13 protein-coding genes are annotated in these 16,616 nt (G+C 62.3%); 7 read left to right on the forward strand and 6 right to left on the reverse strand.

The window, feature by feature from the left end:
• Nucleotides 1–2 precede the first annotated feature (2 nt).
• Nucleotides 3–866, reverse strand: a complete 864-nt coding sequence (locus GGR33_RS13220; protein WP_183505844.1) for a LuxR C-terminal-related transcriptional regulator — start codon at nt 864–866, stop codon at nt 3–5.
• A 518-nt stretch (nt 867–1,384) separates the two neighbouring features.
• Between GGR33_RS13220 and GGR33_RS13225 the strand changes: the two genes are divergently transcribed.
• The gene (locus tag GGR33_RS13225) at nt 1,385–2,671 is read left to right on the forward strand and encodes a polysaccharide biosynthesis/export family protein (RefSeq protein ID WP_183505846.1); all 1,287 of its coding nucleotides are present in this window, start codon (nt 1,385–1,387) and stop codon (nt 2,669–2,671) included.
• A gap of 310 nt (nt 2,672–2,981) precedes the next feature.
• On the opposite strand, the gene GGR33_RS13230 is transcribed toward GGR33_RS13225, so the two are convergent.
• Nucleotides 2,982–3,767 (reverse strand): LuxR C-terminal-related transcriptional regulator, encoded by a 786-nt coding sequence (locus GGR33_RS13230; RefSeq protein WP_183505848.1) that lies wholly within the window; start codon nt 3,765–3,767, stop codon nt 2,982–2,984.
• 1,085 nt (nt 3,768–4,852) lie between these two features.
• On the opposite strand from GGR33_RS13230, the gene GGR33_RS13235 reads away from it, so the two are divergent.
• Complete coding sequence (locus tag GGR33_RS13235; RefSeq protein ID WP_183505850.1) at nt 4,853–5,290, forward strand: hypothetical protein; 438 nt, start codon at nt 4,853–4,855, stop codon at nt 5,288–5,290.
• A gap of 128 nt (nt 5,291–5,418) precedes the next feature.
• Here GGR33_RS13235 and GGR33_RS13240 read toward each other — a convergent pair whose 3' ends face one another.
• The 4 genes from GGR33_RS13240 to GGR33_RS13255 all read right to left on the reverse strand — a co-directional run bounded on the left by GGR33_RS13240 (nt 5,419) and on the right by GGR33_RS13255 (nt 11,275).
• Nucleotides 5,419–5,661: a DUF6894 family protein gene (locus GGR33_RS13240; protein ID WP_183505851.1), complete on the reverse strand. Its 243-nt coding sequence runs from the start codon at nt 5,659–5,661 to the stop codon at nt 5,419–5,421.
• Nucleotides 5,662–6,344: 683 nt separating this feature from the next.
• Nucleotides 6,345–6,551, reverse strand: a complete 207-nt coding sequence (locus GGR33_RS13245) for a hypothetical protein (protein ID WP_183505853.1) — start codon at nt 6,549–6,551, stop codon at nt 6,345–6,347.
• Between the two features lie 436 nt (nt 6,552–6,987).
• On the reverse strand, nt 6,988–7,911 hold the full coding sequence (locus tag GGR33_RS13250; RefSeq protein WP_183505855.1) for a response regulator transcription factor: 924 nt from the start codon (nt 7,909–7,911) through the stop codon (nt 6,988–6,990).
• Nucleotides 7,904–11,275, reverse strand: a complete 3,372-nt coding sequence (locus GGR33_RS13255) for a hybrid sensor histidine kinase/response regulator (RefSeq protein WP_284211538.1) — start codon at nt 11,273–11,275, stop codon at nt 7,904–7,906. The genes GGR33_RS13250 and GGR33_RS13255 overlap by 8 nt, the downstream gene beginning before the upstream one ends.
• A 326-nt stretch (nt 11,276–11,601) precedes the next feature.
• On the opposite strand from GGR33_RS13255, the gene urtA reads away from it, so the two are divergent.
• From urtA to urtE, 5 genes are all read left to right on the forward strand, one after another.
• On the forward strand, nt 11,602–12,861 hold the full coding sequence (gene urtA, locus GGR33_RS13260) for an urea ABC transporter substrate-binding protein (protein WP_183505857.1): 1,260 nt from the start codon (nt 11,602–11,604) through the stop codon (nt 12,859–12,861).
• A 96-nt stretch (nt 12,862–12,957) separates the two neighbouring features.
• On the forward strand, nt 12,958–13,884 hold the full coding sequence (gene urtB, locus GGR33_RS13265; RefSeq protein ID WP_183505859.1) for an urea ABC transporter permease subunit UrtB: 927 nt from the start codon (nt 12,958–12,960) through the stop codon (nt 13,882–13,884).
• A 10-nt stretch (nt 13,885–13,894) separates the two neighbouring features.
• A complete protein-coding gene (urtC, locus tag GGR33_RS13270) occupies nt 13,895–15,064 on the forward strand; it encodes an urea ABC transporter permease subunit UrtC (RefSeq protein ID WP_183505861.1) in 1,170 nt (389 codons plus the stop codon).
• Nucleotides 15,065–15,071: 7 nt separating this feature from the next.
• Nucleotides 15,072–15,857, forward strand: a complete 786-nt coding sequence (urtD, locus tag GGR33_RS13275; protein WP_183505863.1) for an urea ABC transporter ATP-binding protein UrtD — start codon at nt 15,072–15,074, stop codon at nt 15,855–15,857.
• A 5-nt stretch (nt 15,858–15,862) separates the two neighbouring features.
• Nucleotides 15,863–16,609 (forward strand): urea ABC transporter ATP-binding subunit UrtE, encoded by a 747-nt coding sequence (gene urtE / locus GGR33_RS13280; RefSeq protein ID WP_183505865.1) that lies wholly within the window; start codon nt 15,863–15,865, stop codon nt 16,607–16,609.
• Nucleotides 16,610–16,616 lie beyond the last annotated feature (7 nt).

Raw genomic sequence — 16,616 nt, forward strand, 5'->3', positions numbered from 1 at the left:
CGTCAGAGCCAGAACGGTGCGTCCGCACCGTTCGAGAGCTTCAAATGCCGCGGACCTTCCGCCCCATTCGAATGATGCTCGGGTTGTTGGTCGACGGTTTCGCCTAGGTCGATCTCAGCCAAATGGTTGAGGGCCCAGATCGCCGCCTGCGTTCGGTTCTGGACGTGAATCTTGCGGAGAATGGCTTTGACGTGGACCTTGACCGTCGCCTCGGCGATATCGAGCTTGAGCGCGATGATCTTGTTGGCCTCGCCGAGAAGCAGGCATTTGAGGATCGCCAGCTCACGTTCCGAGAGCTGATAGCCCCTGGGACTCGAATGGAGCTTGGGGGCCTGCTCGGGTTCCGAGCGCGCCATCTCCGGCTTTTCGGGCGAATGTCTGCCGGCGAGGGTGCCGAGGTGGAAGGCGCCCGCCGGAATCACGCGCTCACCGAGCATCACGAGTTCCAGCGACTTGATGAACGTGTCGGCGCTGATGGTGCGCAGGAGAATACCATCGGCTCCGGCCTTTAGCAGGTCGATGATGTCCTCGAACCTGTAACTCTGCTCGCTGCAGACCACCCGACAATCGGCGTAGGTCGCCTTCAAGCTCGTGATGTCGGCGATGGCCGTCTCGATGCTGTTCTGCGTGCAGAGCAGCACCAGATTCGGCGCCTTGTAGACGTGAGATGCGGACGGAAGTCCGGCGACGGTATCGGCTCTGATGACGACGTTGAACCGGGTCTGCGCCAGGATGTGATTCAAGCCCTCGCGAAACAGGACGTTGGGCTCGATCAGGGCCGTCGGGACGAGGGAGCCCGTTTGCCGACGACCGCCGGAGCGGCCCCGTGCGGTTGCACCGCTCGCCTTGCGCTTCTCGATTGTCATCGACGCCGCCTCACCGTTCGAATGCCCGATCTACAGTCAACTTACGTCGTCCGGATCGGACCCGCTTGTCTCTTGGGGCGGATCTCCCAATCTCAAAAGTACTATCTGCTGATAAATTGCACGAAGACTGTTTTAATCCCCCAAGGCGCAGCTTGATTAAGTTTTACGCACAAGTTTCGATGGCAGCCTATGAATCTATCAAATGATCATGCCGGACGACAGTGAGAATGTAGGCAGAGTACCTGTCCGCCTGGCCTGGGCAGGTGGACTCGCTCATTGAGGTCTACGGCGAACGTCGTTGCCTGCCGCTGTTTCGATGAGCCCTCGGCACCTGCTCGGCAGCCGGAATCCCTCCCCGCGTGAAGTCCGGCGATTGCTCGAGCCACCAAAATTAGACGATGGGGATTAGTTCGAAAGCGGGTTCCATTAGTGCCAAAGCCAATGCGCTCGCCCGAGCACCTTCGGATACCGTCGTCTCAAGTGAGAGATGTGTTGTCTCGACGGGAGCGGTGAGCTGCATGACCGATTTGATGGATCGATCCGGCCTGAAGCGACGAGCCTGTCATCTCGGCGCGCTGCTCGTGATGGTCGGGCTCGTCGACCCAGCCGTCGCGCAGGATGCAAATTACCGCCTGGCGCCCGGCGACCGGGTGGCGGTGTCCGTGTACGGCCAAGCTGACCTATCCGGAGAATTCGGGGTAGGCGGCGGCGGCAGTCTGTTTCTCCCCCTCATCGGCGAAGTCTCCGTCTCGGCGATGACCTTGCCCGAGGCGCAGAAGCAGATTTCCGAGCGTCTCGGAGATGGTTTCCTCCAGCGGCCCGTCGTCAGCCTCCGGATCACGGAGATGCGTCCGATCTATATGCTGGGCGATGTCCGCCTGCCCGGAAGTTATCCCTTCCGGTACGGCTCCTCAGTGCTCAGCGGCATTGCATTGGCCGGGGGCTTCGGTGTCCCGGAGCAGGCACAAATCAACCTGCGAACGGAATTTCTGGCCGCAGACGAACGCGTAAGGGTGCTCGAAGCCAATCGACGTTTGTACTTGATCCGGCGGGCAAGGCTCGAGGCGCAGCGACAGAACCGCAATAGCTTCGAAGCGCCATTCGACCCGCCAGATGAAGGAAGCGTCGGCCATATCCTCGCCGAGGAGCGCGATATCCTGACCGCCCAACAGGGGGCTTTGTCTCAGGCGGTTCTGTCGCTGCAGGCGCAGAAACCGCGGCTCGAGGCGGAAATCGCCGGAGTGCGTGCGCAGCGCGCGTCCGAGGAGACTCAGCTCCAGCTCATTCAATCGCATATCGAAGACTATCAGAAGCTCATGGCGAGCGGCTTGGCTCGCCGCTACCAAGGCATCGAGTTTCAGCGGGAAGAGGCGCGCAACCGGGGGGCGATCGCGCGGATGAATTCCGATCTCGCGCGCCTCGATCTGGCTCTCGGCGACCTCGTATTGCGGCTCCAGGAGACCAAGGACGCCTACTACCGAAAGGTCATGTCGGAGCTCCAGGACGTCACCACCCGCCTGGTCGAGACGGAGACGCAACTACCCATCGTCCGTGAGATCCGCGAAGCGAAGCTGCAAAGCGGTGGAACCCTCGCAGCATTCAGTGGTGCCCCCCTCAAACGGAAGGTCTTTGTCACCCGAGTTCAGGACAAGGCTCCCGCCACGTTCGAGGCCACCGAGAGCACGCTCCTCGCACCCGGGGACATCGTCGATATCCGACGAGAACCAGCAAGCCCGGCGCTTCAATCGAACGCGGCATCTTTCGGGGACCGAGCCACGCAGCGTGTTTCCGAGAATCGGCCGTGATGCGGATTTCGACTTCGTCGTGAGGCGTTCGATCAACGGAGTTGCACTCTCGAGTGCCGGCGCTGTGGCCACCCCGCGACGGCGCTGAGTCGCCTCCAACGCCCCGCGCTCAAGTCTGCAACCGGATGAAGTGAGCCGCAATCGCATCTCGCGGCCGAGCCGCGCCTTGAGCGCTTTTCCGGATCCCTGCGCGACCCAACTCTAAAACACGCCGAAGGCTATAGCGCGACGACTAAACACGACAGCAACGCGTGGTTGCTGTCGTGTCGTCCGGCGATCGCGCATCAATATGATCGAAATTTGAAATCGATCAATAATGTTCTGCGCTGGAGAGTGCAGCGTTGTCCGAGGGATAATTGGCCAGCGCCCAGATCGCTGCCTGTGTTCGATTGCGAACGTTGATCTTGCGCAAGATTCCTTTGACGTGAATCTTGACCGTCGACTCAGCGATATCGAACTGGCGCGCAATCAACTTATTGGAAGCGCCGTCCGTCAAACATTTCAGAATGTCTACTTCCCGGTTGGAGAGTGGCCAGGATTGACACGGAGCACGCGTGTGGCTGCCATCATCGACCGGTTTGACCGCCGGCGGCCCGCTCGGCCGAGTGATGAAGCGGGATACGAAATCCATCGACAAGACACCGCTGTCGCCGAGAACGACGTCGAGGGCACTGACGAGGGCTTGAGACTTTATTCGATTACACAGGTACGCGTGCGCTTGAAGCTCCATCGCGGCCTCGAGGTGCGCACAATTATGCGTATCGACAAAAATGACGATGCGCGCGGCGTGATGGGTAGCTCTGAGGGCGGATACGGTGTCCGGCAAATCGGGCTCGAACGTCGGATCCGTAATCAGGATGAGCTGGGGCTTGCTCGGCAAGGCCAACTTCGCATCCTTCAACACGGCCGCCTGCGATACATGACGGAAGCCGTGCTGGTTCAACACTTGGCGCAAGCCAACATTGTGGATGTCGGATTGCCCAACGATGTAGATAGGAACAGAAAGCGAACTTTCCGTTCGCGTCCCTATTGAACCTCTGAGTCCAGTTTCAGTGCTGGACGATCTGCAAGGCGCGTTCTCGAAGCGATTGTGCATGTCAACCTCACAGGGTCGGAAGCCGAATATCCTTTTTGAAACAAACGAAAAACCCAGATGAATTTACATATTAGTTTTGTTGCGATTTTGTATAATTATCGCCGCTGCGCCACGATTTGTCCACAAATTATCGTCATAAGATCGGCGAATATTACTTAGTAAATAAAGTCATGAAATCTCTCGCCTTCATCCTAGATTATTGTCAAATGCTGCCTTTGGTTGCTTGTCTCGCAAAAGTACGCCTGCCGGGAGAGCGCAATTGAATGCGAGATGATTTAGTGTAGTTTTGATTTGATCATGCAAAATATCGCACAGCTCAACACCGCATTCGATCTGACGATGTTTTGATAAAGCACATTCAAAGTCTTCCGTTCGGTAGGGACAGCCGAAGCAGCAATCATTCAGCAGCCGGCCGGCAAAACTTAACTTTATCCGAAAACTGACGGAAATATCTGACGTTGTTGCGGGTGAATCCAAATCCATATTTTCTGATTGGACAGACGATTCTGCCTTGCCTAGCAGTGATGAAAACCCATTTGGTAGTGATAAAATCTTAGGTAATCATATTGTCTAAAAATCGCCTGATGGAAAAATTGGAAGATCCTAACTGGCGGCCCTGGATCCTGCCTCCAACGTGTCGGCAGCCTTACAGTTATCCTTCGGTTTGGATCATTCGCCTCGGCTGGGCGCATCCTTCGCTCGTCGACCCACGCAAGCTCCTGCCAGAGGTTGAGGAGGCGGGGTTGTTCTGGAGGCCTCATGATGGCGAACGCCAGCAAGATGAGCCTCGGGGCAAATGGCTGGCTGAGCTGGGCAGATTGCATTGAGAAAGTTCGCCAGTTCTCCTGCGAGATGAGGTGGCGCGGCAGAACGCTCACTGCAACGATGCCCCAATTCCGATCGATCGTCTTTGAGCCGCGACGACGGCCACTCCGTCATCGGAAGACATCCTGCCGAGCGGTGGCTCCTTAGCTGGTGGGTCAGCGATGAGGCTGAATAATTAATACCAAATAGCCTGAAGGTTCTTCGAACAAAAATCCAAGTGATCTGATTTCTGAAAGGAGGTAAAGAAGAGGTCTTCCGTTATGAAATCAATCCTCACGATTACGGCAACGCTGCTGATGTCGATGGTTGCTGCCTCGGCACAGGACGTCGACCCGCAGGCGACATTGGATCGATTGCATTCGGCGCCAAAGCCAAGCGGTCAAAATGATCTTGATACGCAAGCTCTGGCGTCAGCTCGAAGAGCCAAAGCAGATTCCGCGATGGAACGAACCAACGGTCTTTGGCAGTCATGGGTCGTAGCCATCTGCCAAGGATGCGGCGTCAGAGAGCGTCAGTACACTGCGGAAGACGATAGAGCGTTGGAAGACAGGGCGGGATGGCGTTCGCCCGTCTATGCGAAGAAAGAGCCGCGCTCCAGCAAGACGATTGCCGCGAGCATTGTCGTCAGACCGTTCGCCATGTTGGAGGAGGGAAAGCCGGCCATTGTGATCGTCAAGCGTGCCACAACCCAGCCGTGAAAATCTTTCCAGCGTGGCGAGCGTTTTGGTGAGCTTTCTCTTACAGAGACGATATTTGAATGTTGCTACAAATGCCAGCATGAGTATAAAAACGCTAAAATATATAAAACTATAGAAACAATGCTTGCTTAGGATGCCGTTTGTAGCATCGGCTGCATGAGCGGCAACCGTCTCAACTCGATCCCGGCGGCATCGCGGATCACGAGTTCCCACTCGGAAATTGTGCTGTCCAGTGCGTCTTCTTCTTGAATCTCGCGAATGGCATCCATGGCGAGTACGGTTGCTTGTTGGATATCGCTCGCCTCTGCCCCAACCAAATCGCTGATATGGTCGTGACGGCTCTCCAGGTCGAAGCGAAAGCGAGATGGCATGCAACCTCCGAAGTTTGACGACCCTTACGGCTTTCCAAAGGCTGAACGCTGACACCGCCCTATGCCAAGCGTCGCTTAGACAAATCTCAATGATCTACTCTGAACAAAATCTATATGAATTTCGGCCGATGTCGCAGAACAACAACTGCTTGTAACCAAAATATCTTTCCAATGGACGATGCCAATTTTCACATTAATGTGATTTGCGACAATTTGTGGTTGCCGTGTCGGAGGACACGAACGTGCTGGAGATTGAATAGACGGCAATCTATCGAGGCTTGTCGAGCGCTGACCACGGAGGCAAAGAGATTGGCAAGTGCGTTTTGCCGACTTTCCGTTCCCGCGTTGTGAAACTGATCGGCTCCCACGTGGTGGCCCAGGTCTGAGGCGGAGGTGACAACCCCTCCGGGAATAACCTGGCCACAGGCGGCACGCTGAGCCGCGCTTCAGAACCGAGACGACCCGAGTTTCGTACGGGCTACCGGAACGCATGAGCGGGCTAAATTGGCGTTGGGCAATCCGCGAGGACATTGATGGCCTCGAGGTGAGACATCCGGGCCACCGCTCGCGCATGCTGATTCTCGAATATTTGATTTGGCGTCGGTTTCTGCCAGTATTTGCCGTAAATGGGATTATCCCTTTTGATGTCGCGAGGGGGCGACATGGACATGGCCTGCTTTGGACTATCCGCGGGCGGCGTAGCCGGGCGTTTCGGCGCCTCGAATCCGTAGGCTGCCATGGGTCGGCCAAGGCATGACGATCTCGACTGCTCCATTTCGGACAAGCTGATCGCATTGATTGAGGATGTTCGAAGCACCGCTCAGTGCGGCCGGCATGATCTTGTTCTTGAACGACTGACGAAGATCGACCGTGAAGCGGCCGACGCTCATGAGCCGCTTGGCGTTCGGCTGCTCATCCGAGCCACTCGCGAAACGTTGGACTGGCGGGAGGCCTTTTCGAACTCGAGGAGACGCACCACGGGCGGCGGCGACGCGTTGGCGGCTGATCCGTGGTCGCCGGGGCCTCAACGGTGAAGGCGGAGCCGCGGGAGACGCTCGTTCAACAATGGCTCCGCGAAAACGGGACGGATGATGAGCGGCCGGCTGCTCTGAGAATTGTGCTCGTCGGCGCAGCCAGAGGGGCGGCAATCGGTCTTGGGCTGATTGCGATCGGCGCCGCGTGTCTTTGGTTGAGATGGCTGCCCTAACTAACGGAGCAACTCCATGGGGAGCTGCCGTTACGCCATCCGATCAGGCTGGCACCTGATGTGGCTTACCCGTCGATGCGGACACCGAACCCTCGAATCGACGGCTGTGCCCAGCGCTTTCAGCCGAGATCTTGCAGGAGCCGCGTGGCAATCATCGAGGCCGCCGTTCGATTCTCGACCCCGAGCTTGGCATAGACACCTTCGAGGTGTTTAGTGATCGTACGCGGGCTCAGCGTCAGAATCTCGCCGATATCGCGGCTCGACTTTCCCCGCGAAAGCCAGAACAGCACCTCGGCCTCGCGTGCGGTGATCGGCAGGCGCTCGCGCAGGATCTCGACGCCCGCTGCGGCAGCGTCGCGCGACAAGCGCAACAGAACCTCGTTGCCGCTGCTTCCCACGAAGCTGATCGAATAGCGCACTCCGGAAGCGCTGGTCAGAGTGAAGGGCGCGGTCTTGCCGGTCTCGAGGCAATCCTGCACCCACGCGCGACCAGAGGTCGGCAAGCCACTCTCGGTTGCCCCGTCCGATCCGAGCGCGTTAAGCATCTGGGCCGCCTGCGGTGTGGACCAGAGCATTCGCCCGGCCGGATCGACTGCGAACAGGCTGCGCCCGGTTGTATCGAGCGCAGCGCGCAGGCTCTGCGCCGCCCGTGCGCCGGCGAGGTGGACCCGGATGCGCGCGAGGATCTCGTCTGGCGCGATGGGCTTGGTCACATAGTCGACGCCGCCCGCCCCCAGCCCCTGGACGATATGCTCGGTCTCGGCGAGCCCCGTCATGAAGATGATCGGTACGCTTGCGATCGCAGGCTTCGCCTTGAGCCGGCGGCAGGTCTCGAACCCGTCCATGCTCGGCATCACGGCGTCGAGCAGGATGACGTCGGGGGTAATCTCGTCGACGAGGGTGAGCGCGGCCTGACCCGACACCGCCACGAGGACGGTGGCTCCCGAGCGCTCGATCGCTTCGGTGAGGAAGCTCAGCGTATCCGGCGAGTCGTCCACGACGAGGACTGTGTCGCGCTGAACGGGATGCGTCGCCTCAGGCATCGGCGGCTTCCTCGAGAACGCGCATGTAGGTCGGCAGGTCGTAGGCCGCGACGAGGCTCTGCAGGCGCGCGGCGAAAGCGGCCGCGTCCGCGTCCTCGCGGGTGATGTCGGCGAGCTTGGCTTCGATGGCCCGGACATGGCCGATGCGGCCGAGCCGTATCAGCTCCTCGACCGCCTGCCGGTCCGGCAGCGCAACGGGCGGTCTCGGTGCCTCCGACGGCGCGGCCGGCGCCGCTTCCATCCAGTCGAGATCGAGCAGCCGGGTGAGCTGATCGATGAAGTCGCGCAGATCGAAGGGCTTGGCGATGATGGCGTCGTGGGGAGCATCTGCGCCGCGCGCGGGGCTGATCTCGTGGACGTTGGCGGACATCATGGCGATGCGCAGCGAAGGCGCGAGTGAGCGCAGTCGTTCGGCGACCACCCAACCGCTCATCCCGGGCATGGAGATGTCGAGGAGAACCAGGTCCGGCGGCTCCGAGCGGCACAGGGCGAGGCAGGCCGCTCCGTCCGACGCCTCGGCGACGTCGATCCCCAGGGGCTCCATGACGTCGCGCATCAGGACACGGTGGGCCTCGTCGTCGTCGACGATCATCACCTTGCGCCGCCGCCCGGCATAGTTGCGCGCGGTCGCCTTCGAGACCGGCGATGCGGCGATGGCGGCGGATCCCGCGGCCGGCCGCGCGACCGAGGACAACATCAGGCGAACCTGGAAGCGCGTGCCCTTCCCGACCTCGCTCTCCACGGTGATCTCGCCGCCCATCACCTGCGCGAGCAGGTGGGCGATCGTGAGCCCGAGACCGGTGCCCGGCGTGTTGCGCGCGGCGGCGATCGACCCGCGTTCGAAAGGCTCGAAGATCCGTTGCAGATCGTTCGGATCGATGCCGAGCCCGGTGTCGCTGATCACGAAGACCATGACCTGGTTCCGGTACCTCAGGTCGAGTCCGACTTCGCCGGAGGGTGTGAACTTGATCGCATTTGAGAGGAGGTTGAGCAGGATCTGCCGCAACCGCTTCTCGTCGGTGGCGACGACGGCGGGAAGACTCTCCGGCCGGGTAAACCGGAAAGCGAGCCCTGCAGCCTCGGCCTGAAGCCGCACCATGTCCACGATCTGGTCGAGAAAGTCGGCGAGCCTGATCTCGTTGCGATAGACCTGCAGGCGGCCGGCTTCCATCCGCGAGATGTCGAGAAGCCCGTCGATCAGCCCCGACAGGTGCTGCGCGCTGCGCCGGATCACCTGGACCCCGCGCCGCCGCGGGGCTGGGATTTCCGGGTCGACCTCCAGGAGCTGGGCGTAGCCGAGAACGGCGTTCAAGGGCGTGCGGAGCTCGTGGCTGATGCCGACGACGTAGCGACTCTTGGCGAGGTTGGCGGCCTCTGCGGTCTCCTTGGCCTGCTGCAGCTTGGCGTCGGTGATCCTGTGGGCGGCGATTTCTCCTTCGTAGAGGGCAGTCTGGCGGGCTGTCTCCTCCTGCGCGACGCGGCGGCTCTCATGCGCCAGGACGAACAGCCAGGCGACGACGCCGAGGATCACGATCAGGATGAAGAACACGCTCGTCAGCGCGGCCCGCAGGCTCTCCCTATGCTCCGGATGGGCGGCGGCCGCGCCAGCATGGACGATGCCGAGGATCAGCCCGACCACGGTGACGAGGCACAGCATCAGCGCGAGGTAGCGGCCGAGCGGCGCGCCGATCCAGGCGGCTGCACCGGCCGGAGCGACCCGGCCCAGCGCATCGCGGGCCTGTGCCTCCAGCCGCCCGTGCGGCTTGCACATGTCGCGGCAGCGGGCGTCGAGCGAGCAGCACAGCGAGCAGATCGGCCCCGAATAGGCCGGGCAGCGGGCCATGTCCTCGGCCTCGAACGGATGATCGCAGACGCGGCAGACGATCTCCGAAGTGGTCCACCCGGTCTCCGGCAGGCGGGCGAGATAGCGCCGGCCCCCGGTGGCCCAGGCGATGGCCGGGGCCGCGCCGAAGGCCACCGCCAGCGCCAGCATCGGCGCGAACGGCTGGACCATGGTCCCGAGCATACCCGCATGAGCCAGGCAGCCGGCCAGCAGCGACAGCGCCATCGCGCCCGCACCGACGGGGTTGATGGCGTAGAGATGCGCCCGCTTGAACTCGATTCCCGGCGGCGAGAGCCCGAGCGGCTTGTTCACGGCGAGATCGGCCGCGAGGGCGCCGACCCAGGCCGACACCACGCAGGCGTAGAGCGGCAGGGTGCTCTCGATGGTCCTGTCGATCCCGAGCTCCATCAGCAGGAGCGCGATCGCCACGTTGAAGACCAGCCAGACTACGCGGCCCGGATGGCTGTGGGTGAGCCGCGAGAAGAAGTTCGACCAGGCGATCGAGCCCGCATAGGCGTTGGTCACGTTGATCTTCAGCTGCGAGACCACCACGAACAGGCCGGTCAGGGCCAGCGCGACACCGGGCGAAGCGGAGACGTAGCCGAAGGCGACGGCGTACATCTGGGTCGGCTCGGCGGCACGGTCCGGCGGGACGCCGTGGTTCAGCGCCAGGACCGTCAGAAAGGCCCCGAGCAGGATCTTGAGCATGCCGGGCACGATCCAGCCCGCGCCGGCGAGGAGCACGGCGGTCCACCAGCGCCAGTCCCCTCGTCCGGCCGGCGGCGGCACGAACCGCAGGAAGTCCACTTGCTCCCCGACCTGGGCGAGAAGCGCCAGCAGGATGCCGGTCGCCAGGCCGAACAGCGCCGGATCGAAACCCGCACCCGCGCCGTGCGATCCGGGAAAGGTCAGCAGCGCGTCGAGCGACGGAGGTCCGGAGATTGCGATGAAGACGAGGGGCAGCAGGTTGAGGCCGATCCAGATCGGCTGCGTCCAGAGCTGGAAGCGGCTGATCAGTCGGATCCCGTAGACGACGAGCGGGATGACCGCGCCCGCGCTCACCACGTATCCGAGCCAGAGCGGCAGGCCGAAGCAGAGCTGCAGGGCGAGCGCCATGATCGCCGCCTCGATGGCGAAGAACAGGAACGTGAAGCCCGCATAGATCAGCGAGGTGATCGTCGAGCCGAGATAGCCGAAGCCGGCCCCGCGCGTGAGCAGATCGATGTCCACGCCGTGGCGCGCCGCGTAGATCGAGATCGGCGCAGCGGTGACGAAGATGATCAGCCCGACGACGAGCACCGCGGCAAGGGTGTTCGTGAAACCGGTGGACAGAACCAGCGTGCCGCCGATCGCCTCCAGCGCCAGGAACGAGATCGAGCCGAGCGCCGTCTGCGCGATGCGAAACGGCGACCAGCGCCGCGCCGCCTTGGCGGTGAAGCGCAGCGCGTAATCTTCCAGCGTCTCGTCGGCGACGAACCGGTTGTAGGCGCGCCGGATCGGCAGGATCGGCCGGGTGTTCACGCGCCCATCCCCCGGCGTGCCCGTGCAGCCGCGTGCGTCATCGGGATCGGTGGCGTGGGTCGAATGGACCGAGAGCGATCATGGATTCGGGATGTGCCGTGCCTGGGCCAGGACGAGCTTGCAACGAGCGTGCCGGCCCGGCGCGCGCCTGACAATCCTTGTATCCAATCGTGTCGCGAGACGCACGGTATGAGGAGAGCGCAGCGCTCGACATACGCAAAACAGCGTATATGCCGCGGCGCAACATCGAGCCTAGCCTTGGTTCACTCGAGCACGGCCGCCGACTGGCAGAGCCAAGCCGATCCGAAGACAGGGGTTCAGGCACGATGGCGGACGAAACGGAGAAGGGCCTGGAATCGGCCCTGCGGCGCAGGCTTCTCATGGGCCTCGCGGGGCTTCCCGCACTGGCCGTCATGCCGCGGATGGCCTTCGCGGCGACTCCCCCGACCTCCGCCGTCAACACGACGGGCCTCGCGGTGACCGATACCGAGGTCACGGTCGGCATCCTGCACTCGGCGACCGGCACGATGGCGATCTCGGAGACGGGTTCGATCCAGTCGGAGAAGCTGGCGATCGAGCAGATCAACGCCGCCGGCGGCGTGCTCGGCCGCAAGATCAAGGTGATCCAGGAGGACGGCGCCTCCGACTGGCCGACCTTCGCCGAGAAGGCCAAGAAGCTCCTCGTCAACGATCACTGCGCGGCCGTGATGGGCTGCTGGACCTCGGCCTCGCGCAAGGCCGCGCTGCCGGTCTTCGAGCAATATAACGGCCTGCTGTACTATCCGACGTTCTACGAGGGTCTCGAGCAGTCCAAGAACGTCATCTATACCGGCCAGGAGGCCACGCAGCAGATCCTCGCCTCCCTCGACTGGGTCCACAAGGAGAAGGGCGCCAAGAGCTTCTTCATGGTCGGGTCGGACTACATCTGGCCGCGCACCTCGAACAAGATCGCCCGCAAGCACGTCGAGAACGTGCTCAAGGGTACGGTGTCGGGCGAGGAGTACTTCCCCCTCGGTCACACCCAGTTCAACTCGGTCATCAACAAGATCAAGCTCAAGAAGCCCGACGTGATCTGGGTCGACGTCGTCGGCGGCTCGAACGTCGCCTTCTACAAGCAGCTCAAGGCAGCCGGCATCGACCTGAACAAGCAGGTGCTCCTGACGATCTCGGTCACCGAGGACGAGATCGACGGCATCGGCGGCGAAAACATCGCCGGCGCCTATTCCTGCATGAAGTACTTCCAGTCCCTCAAGAACCCGAACAACGAAGCCTTCGTGCCCGCCTTCAAGAAGATGTGGGGCGAGAAGACCGTCATCGGTGACGTGACGCAGGCGGCTTATCTCGGCCCGTTCCTGTGGAAGATGGCGGTCGAGAAGGCCGGCTCGTTCGACGTGGACAAGGTCGTCGCGGCCTCCCCCGGCATCGAGCTCAAGACGGCGCCGGAAGGCTACGTGAAGATCCACGAGAACCACCACCTCTGGTCGAAGACCCGCGTGGCGCGAGCCAAGCCCGACGGGCAGTTCGAGCTGGTCTACGAGAGCCCCGAGCTGATCGAGCCCAACCCCTTCCCGAAGGGCTACCAGTAGCCGCCCTGCCGCCCCTCCCCCCTCGCGGGGAGGGGCGATGACCCGTTTGGCCCCCATCTTGCTGCGTTGCCCGCAGTTTCCGCCGGAGCCCCCGTCATGTTCGGTGAATATTCGCTCGGCGACCTCAGCTCGATCTTCGTGATGCAGGGCTTCGCGGGTCTGATCTTGTTCTCGGTCTACGTGCTGATGGCGCTCGGGCTGGCGATCATCTTCGGGCAGATGGGCGTCATCAACATGGCCCATGGCGAGTTCATGATCCTGGGCGCCTACGTCACCTATCTGTGCTCGACATTCTTTCAGAACCACCTGCCGGCGTTGTTCCCCATCTACTTCTTCCTCGCGATGATCCTCGCCTTCATGGCATCGGGCGCGTTGGGAATGCTGGTGGAATGGGCGCTGATCCGCCACCTCTACAAGCGCCCGCTGGACACGCTGCTCGCGACCTGGGGCCTGTCGCTGATGCTGCAGCAGGCCTACCGGTCGATCTTCGGTGCGCGCGAGGTCGGCGTCGAGCTGCCGTCCTGGCTGATCGGTTCAGTTCAGGTCACCGATTCCATCGAGATCCCGATCAACGGCTTGTTCGTCATGGCCGTGACGGTGCTGATCACCGTCGGCGTGGCCGTGCTGATCTTTCGATCGCGCTTCGGTCAACAGGTTCGTGCAGTGATGGCGAACCGGCCCATGGCGGGCGCGGTCGGCATCGATAGCGAGAAGGTCGATCGCTACACGTTCGGCCTCGGCTGCGGCATCGCCGGTGTCGCGGGCTCCGCCTTCACGATGATCGGCTCGACGGGGCCGACCTCGGGTCAGCTCTACATCGTCGATACCTTCCTGATCGTGGTGTTCGGTGGCGCGGCCAGCCTTCTCGGCACCATCGCTTCGGCCTTCTCGATCTCCCAGACCCAGTCGACGCTGGAGTTCTTCCTCTCCGGCTCGATGGCCAAGGTGCTCACCCTGCTCGCGGTGGTCGGCATCCTGATGCTGCGGCCGCAGGGCCTCTTCACCCTCAAGGTTCGGCGCTGAGGTCTTGATCATGACGAACCCTATCCAGAGCCTGACGAAATCCGTGACCGTGAACGACAACCCGTTCATGAAGCCGATCGAGTGGCTCAGCCTCGCGCTCCTCGTCGTCGTGATCCTGGTCGTTCTGCCGGCGACCCTCGACGCCTTCAGGTTGAACCTGGTGGGCAAGTATCTCACCTACGCCTTCGTCGCGCTCGGCCTCGTGATCTGCTGGGGCTATGCCGGCATCCTGTCGCTCGGCCAGGGCTGCTTCTTCGGCCTCGGCGGTTACTGCATGGCGATGTATCTCAAGCTCGAAGCCTCGAGCATCGAGAACACCAAGATCCAGTCGACGCCGGGCATTCCCGACTTCATGGACTGGAACCAGATCACGTCGTTGCCGTGGTTCTGGAAGCCGTTCCAGAGCCTGCCGCTGACGTTGATCCTCGTCATCGCCGTGCCCGTGCTGTTCGCCTTCGTGATCTCGTTCGCGATGTTCAAGCGTCGGGTCGGCGGCACCTATTTCGCCATCATCACCCAGGCCATCGCCGCGATCCTGACGATCCTGATCGTCGGCCAGCAGGGCTATACCGGCGGCATCAACGGCATCACCGATCTTCGCACGCTGCACGGCTGGGACATCCGCACCGACAGCGCCCACAACATTCTCTACTTCGTCAATGGCGGCCTGCTGATCGGCTGCATCCTGATCGCCCAGTTCGTGAAGAAGTCGAAGCTCGGACGCATCCTGGTGGCCATGCGCGACAAGGAGGATCGGGTCCGCTTCTCCGGGTACTCGGTGGCCGGGTTCAAGGTCTTCGCCTTCTGCCTCGCCGCAGCCTTCGCCGCGATCGGCGGAGCGATGTTCACCCTGCAGGTCGGGTTCATGTCGCCGTCCTTCGTCGGCATCGTGCCCTCGATCGACATGGTGATCTACGCGGCCGTCGGTGGGCGCATGTCACTGTTCGGCGCGATCTGGGGCACGCTGCTCGTCAACTGGGCCAAGACCAGCTTCTCGGAGAGTTTCCCCGACCTCTGGCTGTTCGGGCTCGGCGCACTGTTCATCCTGGTCGTGCTCGCCTTCCCGAACGGGCTCGCAGGGATCTGGCGCGAGCATCTCGAGCCACGCCTCACCCGCCGCGTGAAGGCGCTCCGTGCGCCGGCTCCGGCAATTATCCCCCAAAGCGCTCCGGCCGAGTGAGAGATCCATGAACGCCGCGCTTCTCCCCTCCAGCATCATCGGCGCCAATCCTGACGCTCCCGAGTATCTGCTCGCGGTCGATGCGCTCACCGTCTCCTTCGACGGCTTCAAGGCGGTCAACGACGTCTCCTTCTACGTCGATCCGAACGAGATCCGCGTCATCATCGGCCCGAACGGGGCCGGCAAGACCACGGTGCTCGACCTGATCTGCGGGCGCACCCGCGCCAGCGCCGGATCGATCAAATACAAGGGGCAGGAGCTTACCAAGCTCACCGAGAGCGCGATCGTCCAGGCCGGCGTCGGCCGCAAGTTCCAGACGCCCTCGATCTACGACGACCTGACCGTGTTCGAGAACCTGGAGATCTCGTTCCCGCGCGGGCGCTCGGTCTTCGGCGCGTTGACCTTCAAGCGCGACGCGCAGGTTCGCGACCGCATCCACGAGATCGCCGAAACGATCTTCCTCAAGGACCAGCTCCTGGAGCGGGCCGAGTTCCTCAGCCACGGCCAGAAGCAGTGGCTCGAGATCGGGATGCTCCTGATCCAGGACCCCGAGCTGTTGATGCTCGACGAGCCGGTGGCCGGAATGAGCGTGGGCGAGCGGATCAAGACCGCCGAACTCCTCAACCAGATCATCGTCGGGCGCTCGGTTCTGGTGATCGAGCACGACATGAAGTTCGTCGAGGACATCGCCCATCGGGTGACCGTGCTGCACCAGGGCAAGGTGCTGTCGGAGGGCTCGATGGAGCGGGTCAAGAACGACCCCAAGGTCATCGAAGTCTATCTGGGACATTGAACGCCATGTTGCAGACGGCGCCGACCACACTCCCTCCCCCCGTGATGCCCGGCGAAGCGCCGATCCTCGCCATCGAGGATCTCCACGCCGCCTACGGCCAGAGCGAGGTTCTGCATGGGCTGAACTTCACCGTCGCACCCGGCGAGATCGTCGCGGTGATGGGCCGGAACGGCATGGGCAAGACCACGCTCATGAAGACCATGATGGGGATCGTGCCGGCGAAATCCGGCTCGATCCGTGTGAACGGGACCGAGCTCACCGGCCTCAAGAGCCATGCCCGCGTCGCCCAAGGCCTCGCATATGTGCCGCAGGGCCGGATGATCTTCTCGACGATGACGGTGCAGGAGAACATCGAAACCGGATTGACGGTTACCGGTACCCGCAAGGTTCCGCAGGATCTCTACGACATGTTTCCGGTTCTGCTGGAGATGAAGGGCCGTCGCGGCGGCAACCTCTCCGGCGGCCAGCAGCAGCAGCTCGCCATCGCCCGGGCGCTCGCGAGCAAGCCGAAGGTCCTGCTCCTTGACGAGCCGACGGAGGGAATCCAGCCGTCGATCATCCGCGAGATGGGTCGGACCTTGCGCAAGATCCGCGACGATCGCGGCCTGTCGATCGTGTTCTCCGAGCAGGTCCTGAGCTTCGCGCTCGACGTCGCCGACCGGTTTCTCGTCATGGAGAACGGCGAGATCGTCCACGAATCCCTGCGCGCCGACATCGACGAGGCGCGGGTCGCCCGCTTCCTGTCCGTCTGACGGAGAG

Source organism: Methylobacterium brachythecii (genome assembly GCF_014196345.1).
Lineage (GTDB): Bacteria > Pseudomonadota > Alphaproteobacteria > Rhizobiales > Beijerinckiaceae > Methylobacterium > Methylobacterium brachythecii.

Coding starts and splice junctions, on each gene's coding strand:
- GGR33_RS13245 (WP_183505853.1), bottom strand. CDS start 6,551: ATGAGCGTCGGCCGCTTCACGGTCGATCTTCGTCAGTCGTTCAAGAAC.
- urtB (WP_183505859.1), top strand. CDS start 12,958: ATGTTCGGTGAATATTCGCTCGGCGACCTCAGCTCGATCTTCGTGATG.
- urtA (WP_183505857.1), top strand. CDS start 11,602: ATGGCGGACGAAACGGAGAAGGGCCTGGAATCGGCCCTGCGGCGCAGG.
- urtD (WP_183505863.1), top strand. CDS start 15,072: ATGAACGCCGCGCTTCTCCCCTCCAGCATCATCGGCGCCAATCCTGAC.
- GGR33_RS13230 (WP_183505848.1), bottom strand. CDS start 3,767: ATGCACAATCGCTTCGAGAACGCGCCTTGCAGATCGTCCAGCACTGAA.
- GGR33_RS13225 (WP_183505846.1), top strand. CDS start 1,385: ATGACCGATTTGATGGATCGATCCGGCCTGAAGCGACGAGCCTGTCAT.
- urtC (WP_183505861.1), top strand. CDS start 13,895: ATGACGAACCCTATCCAGAGCCTGACGAAATCCGTGACCGTGAACGAC.
- GGR33_RS13250 (WP_183505855.1), bottom strand. CDS start 7,911: ATGCCTGAGGCGACGCATCCCGTTCAGCGCGACACAGTCCTCGTCGTG.
- GGR33_RS13235 (WP_183505850.1), top strand. CDS start 4,853: ATGAAATCAATCCTCACGATTACGGCAACGCTGCTGATGTCGATGGTT.
- urtE (WP_183505865.1), top strand. CDS start 15,863: ATGTTGCAGACGGCGCCGACCACACTCCCTCCCCCCGTGATGCCCGGC.
- GGR33_RS13240 (WP_183505851.1), bottom strand. CDS start 5,661: ATGCCATCTCGCTTTCGCTTCGACCTGGAGAGCCGTCACGACCATATC.
- GGR33_RS13220 (WP_183505844.1), bottom strand. CDS start 866: ATGACAATCGAGAAGCGCAAGGCGAGCGGTGCAACCGCACGGGGCCGC.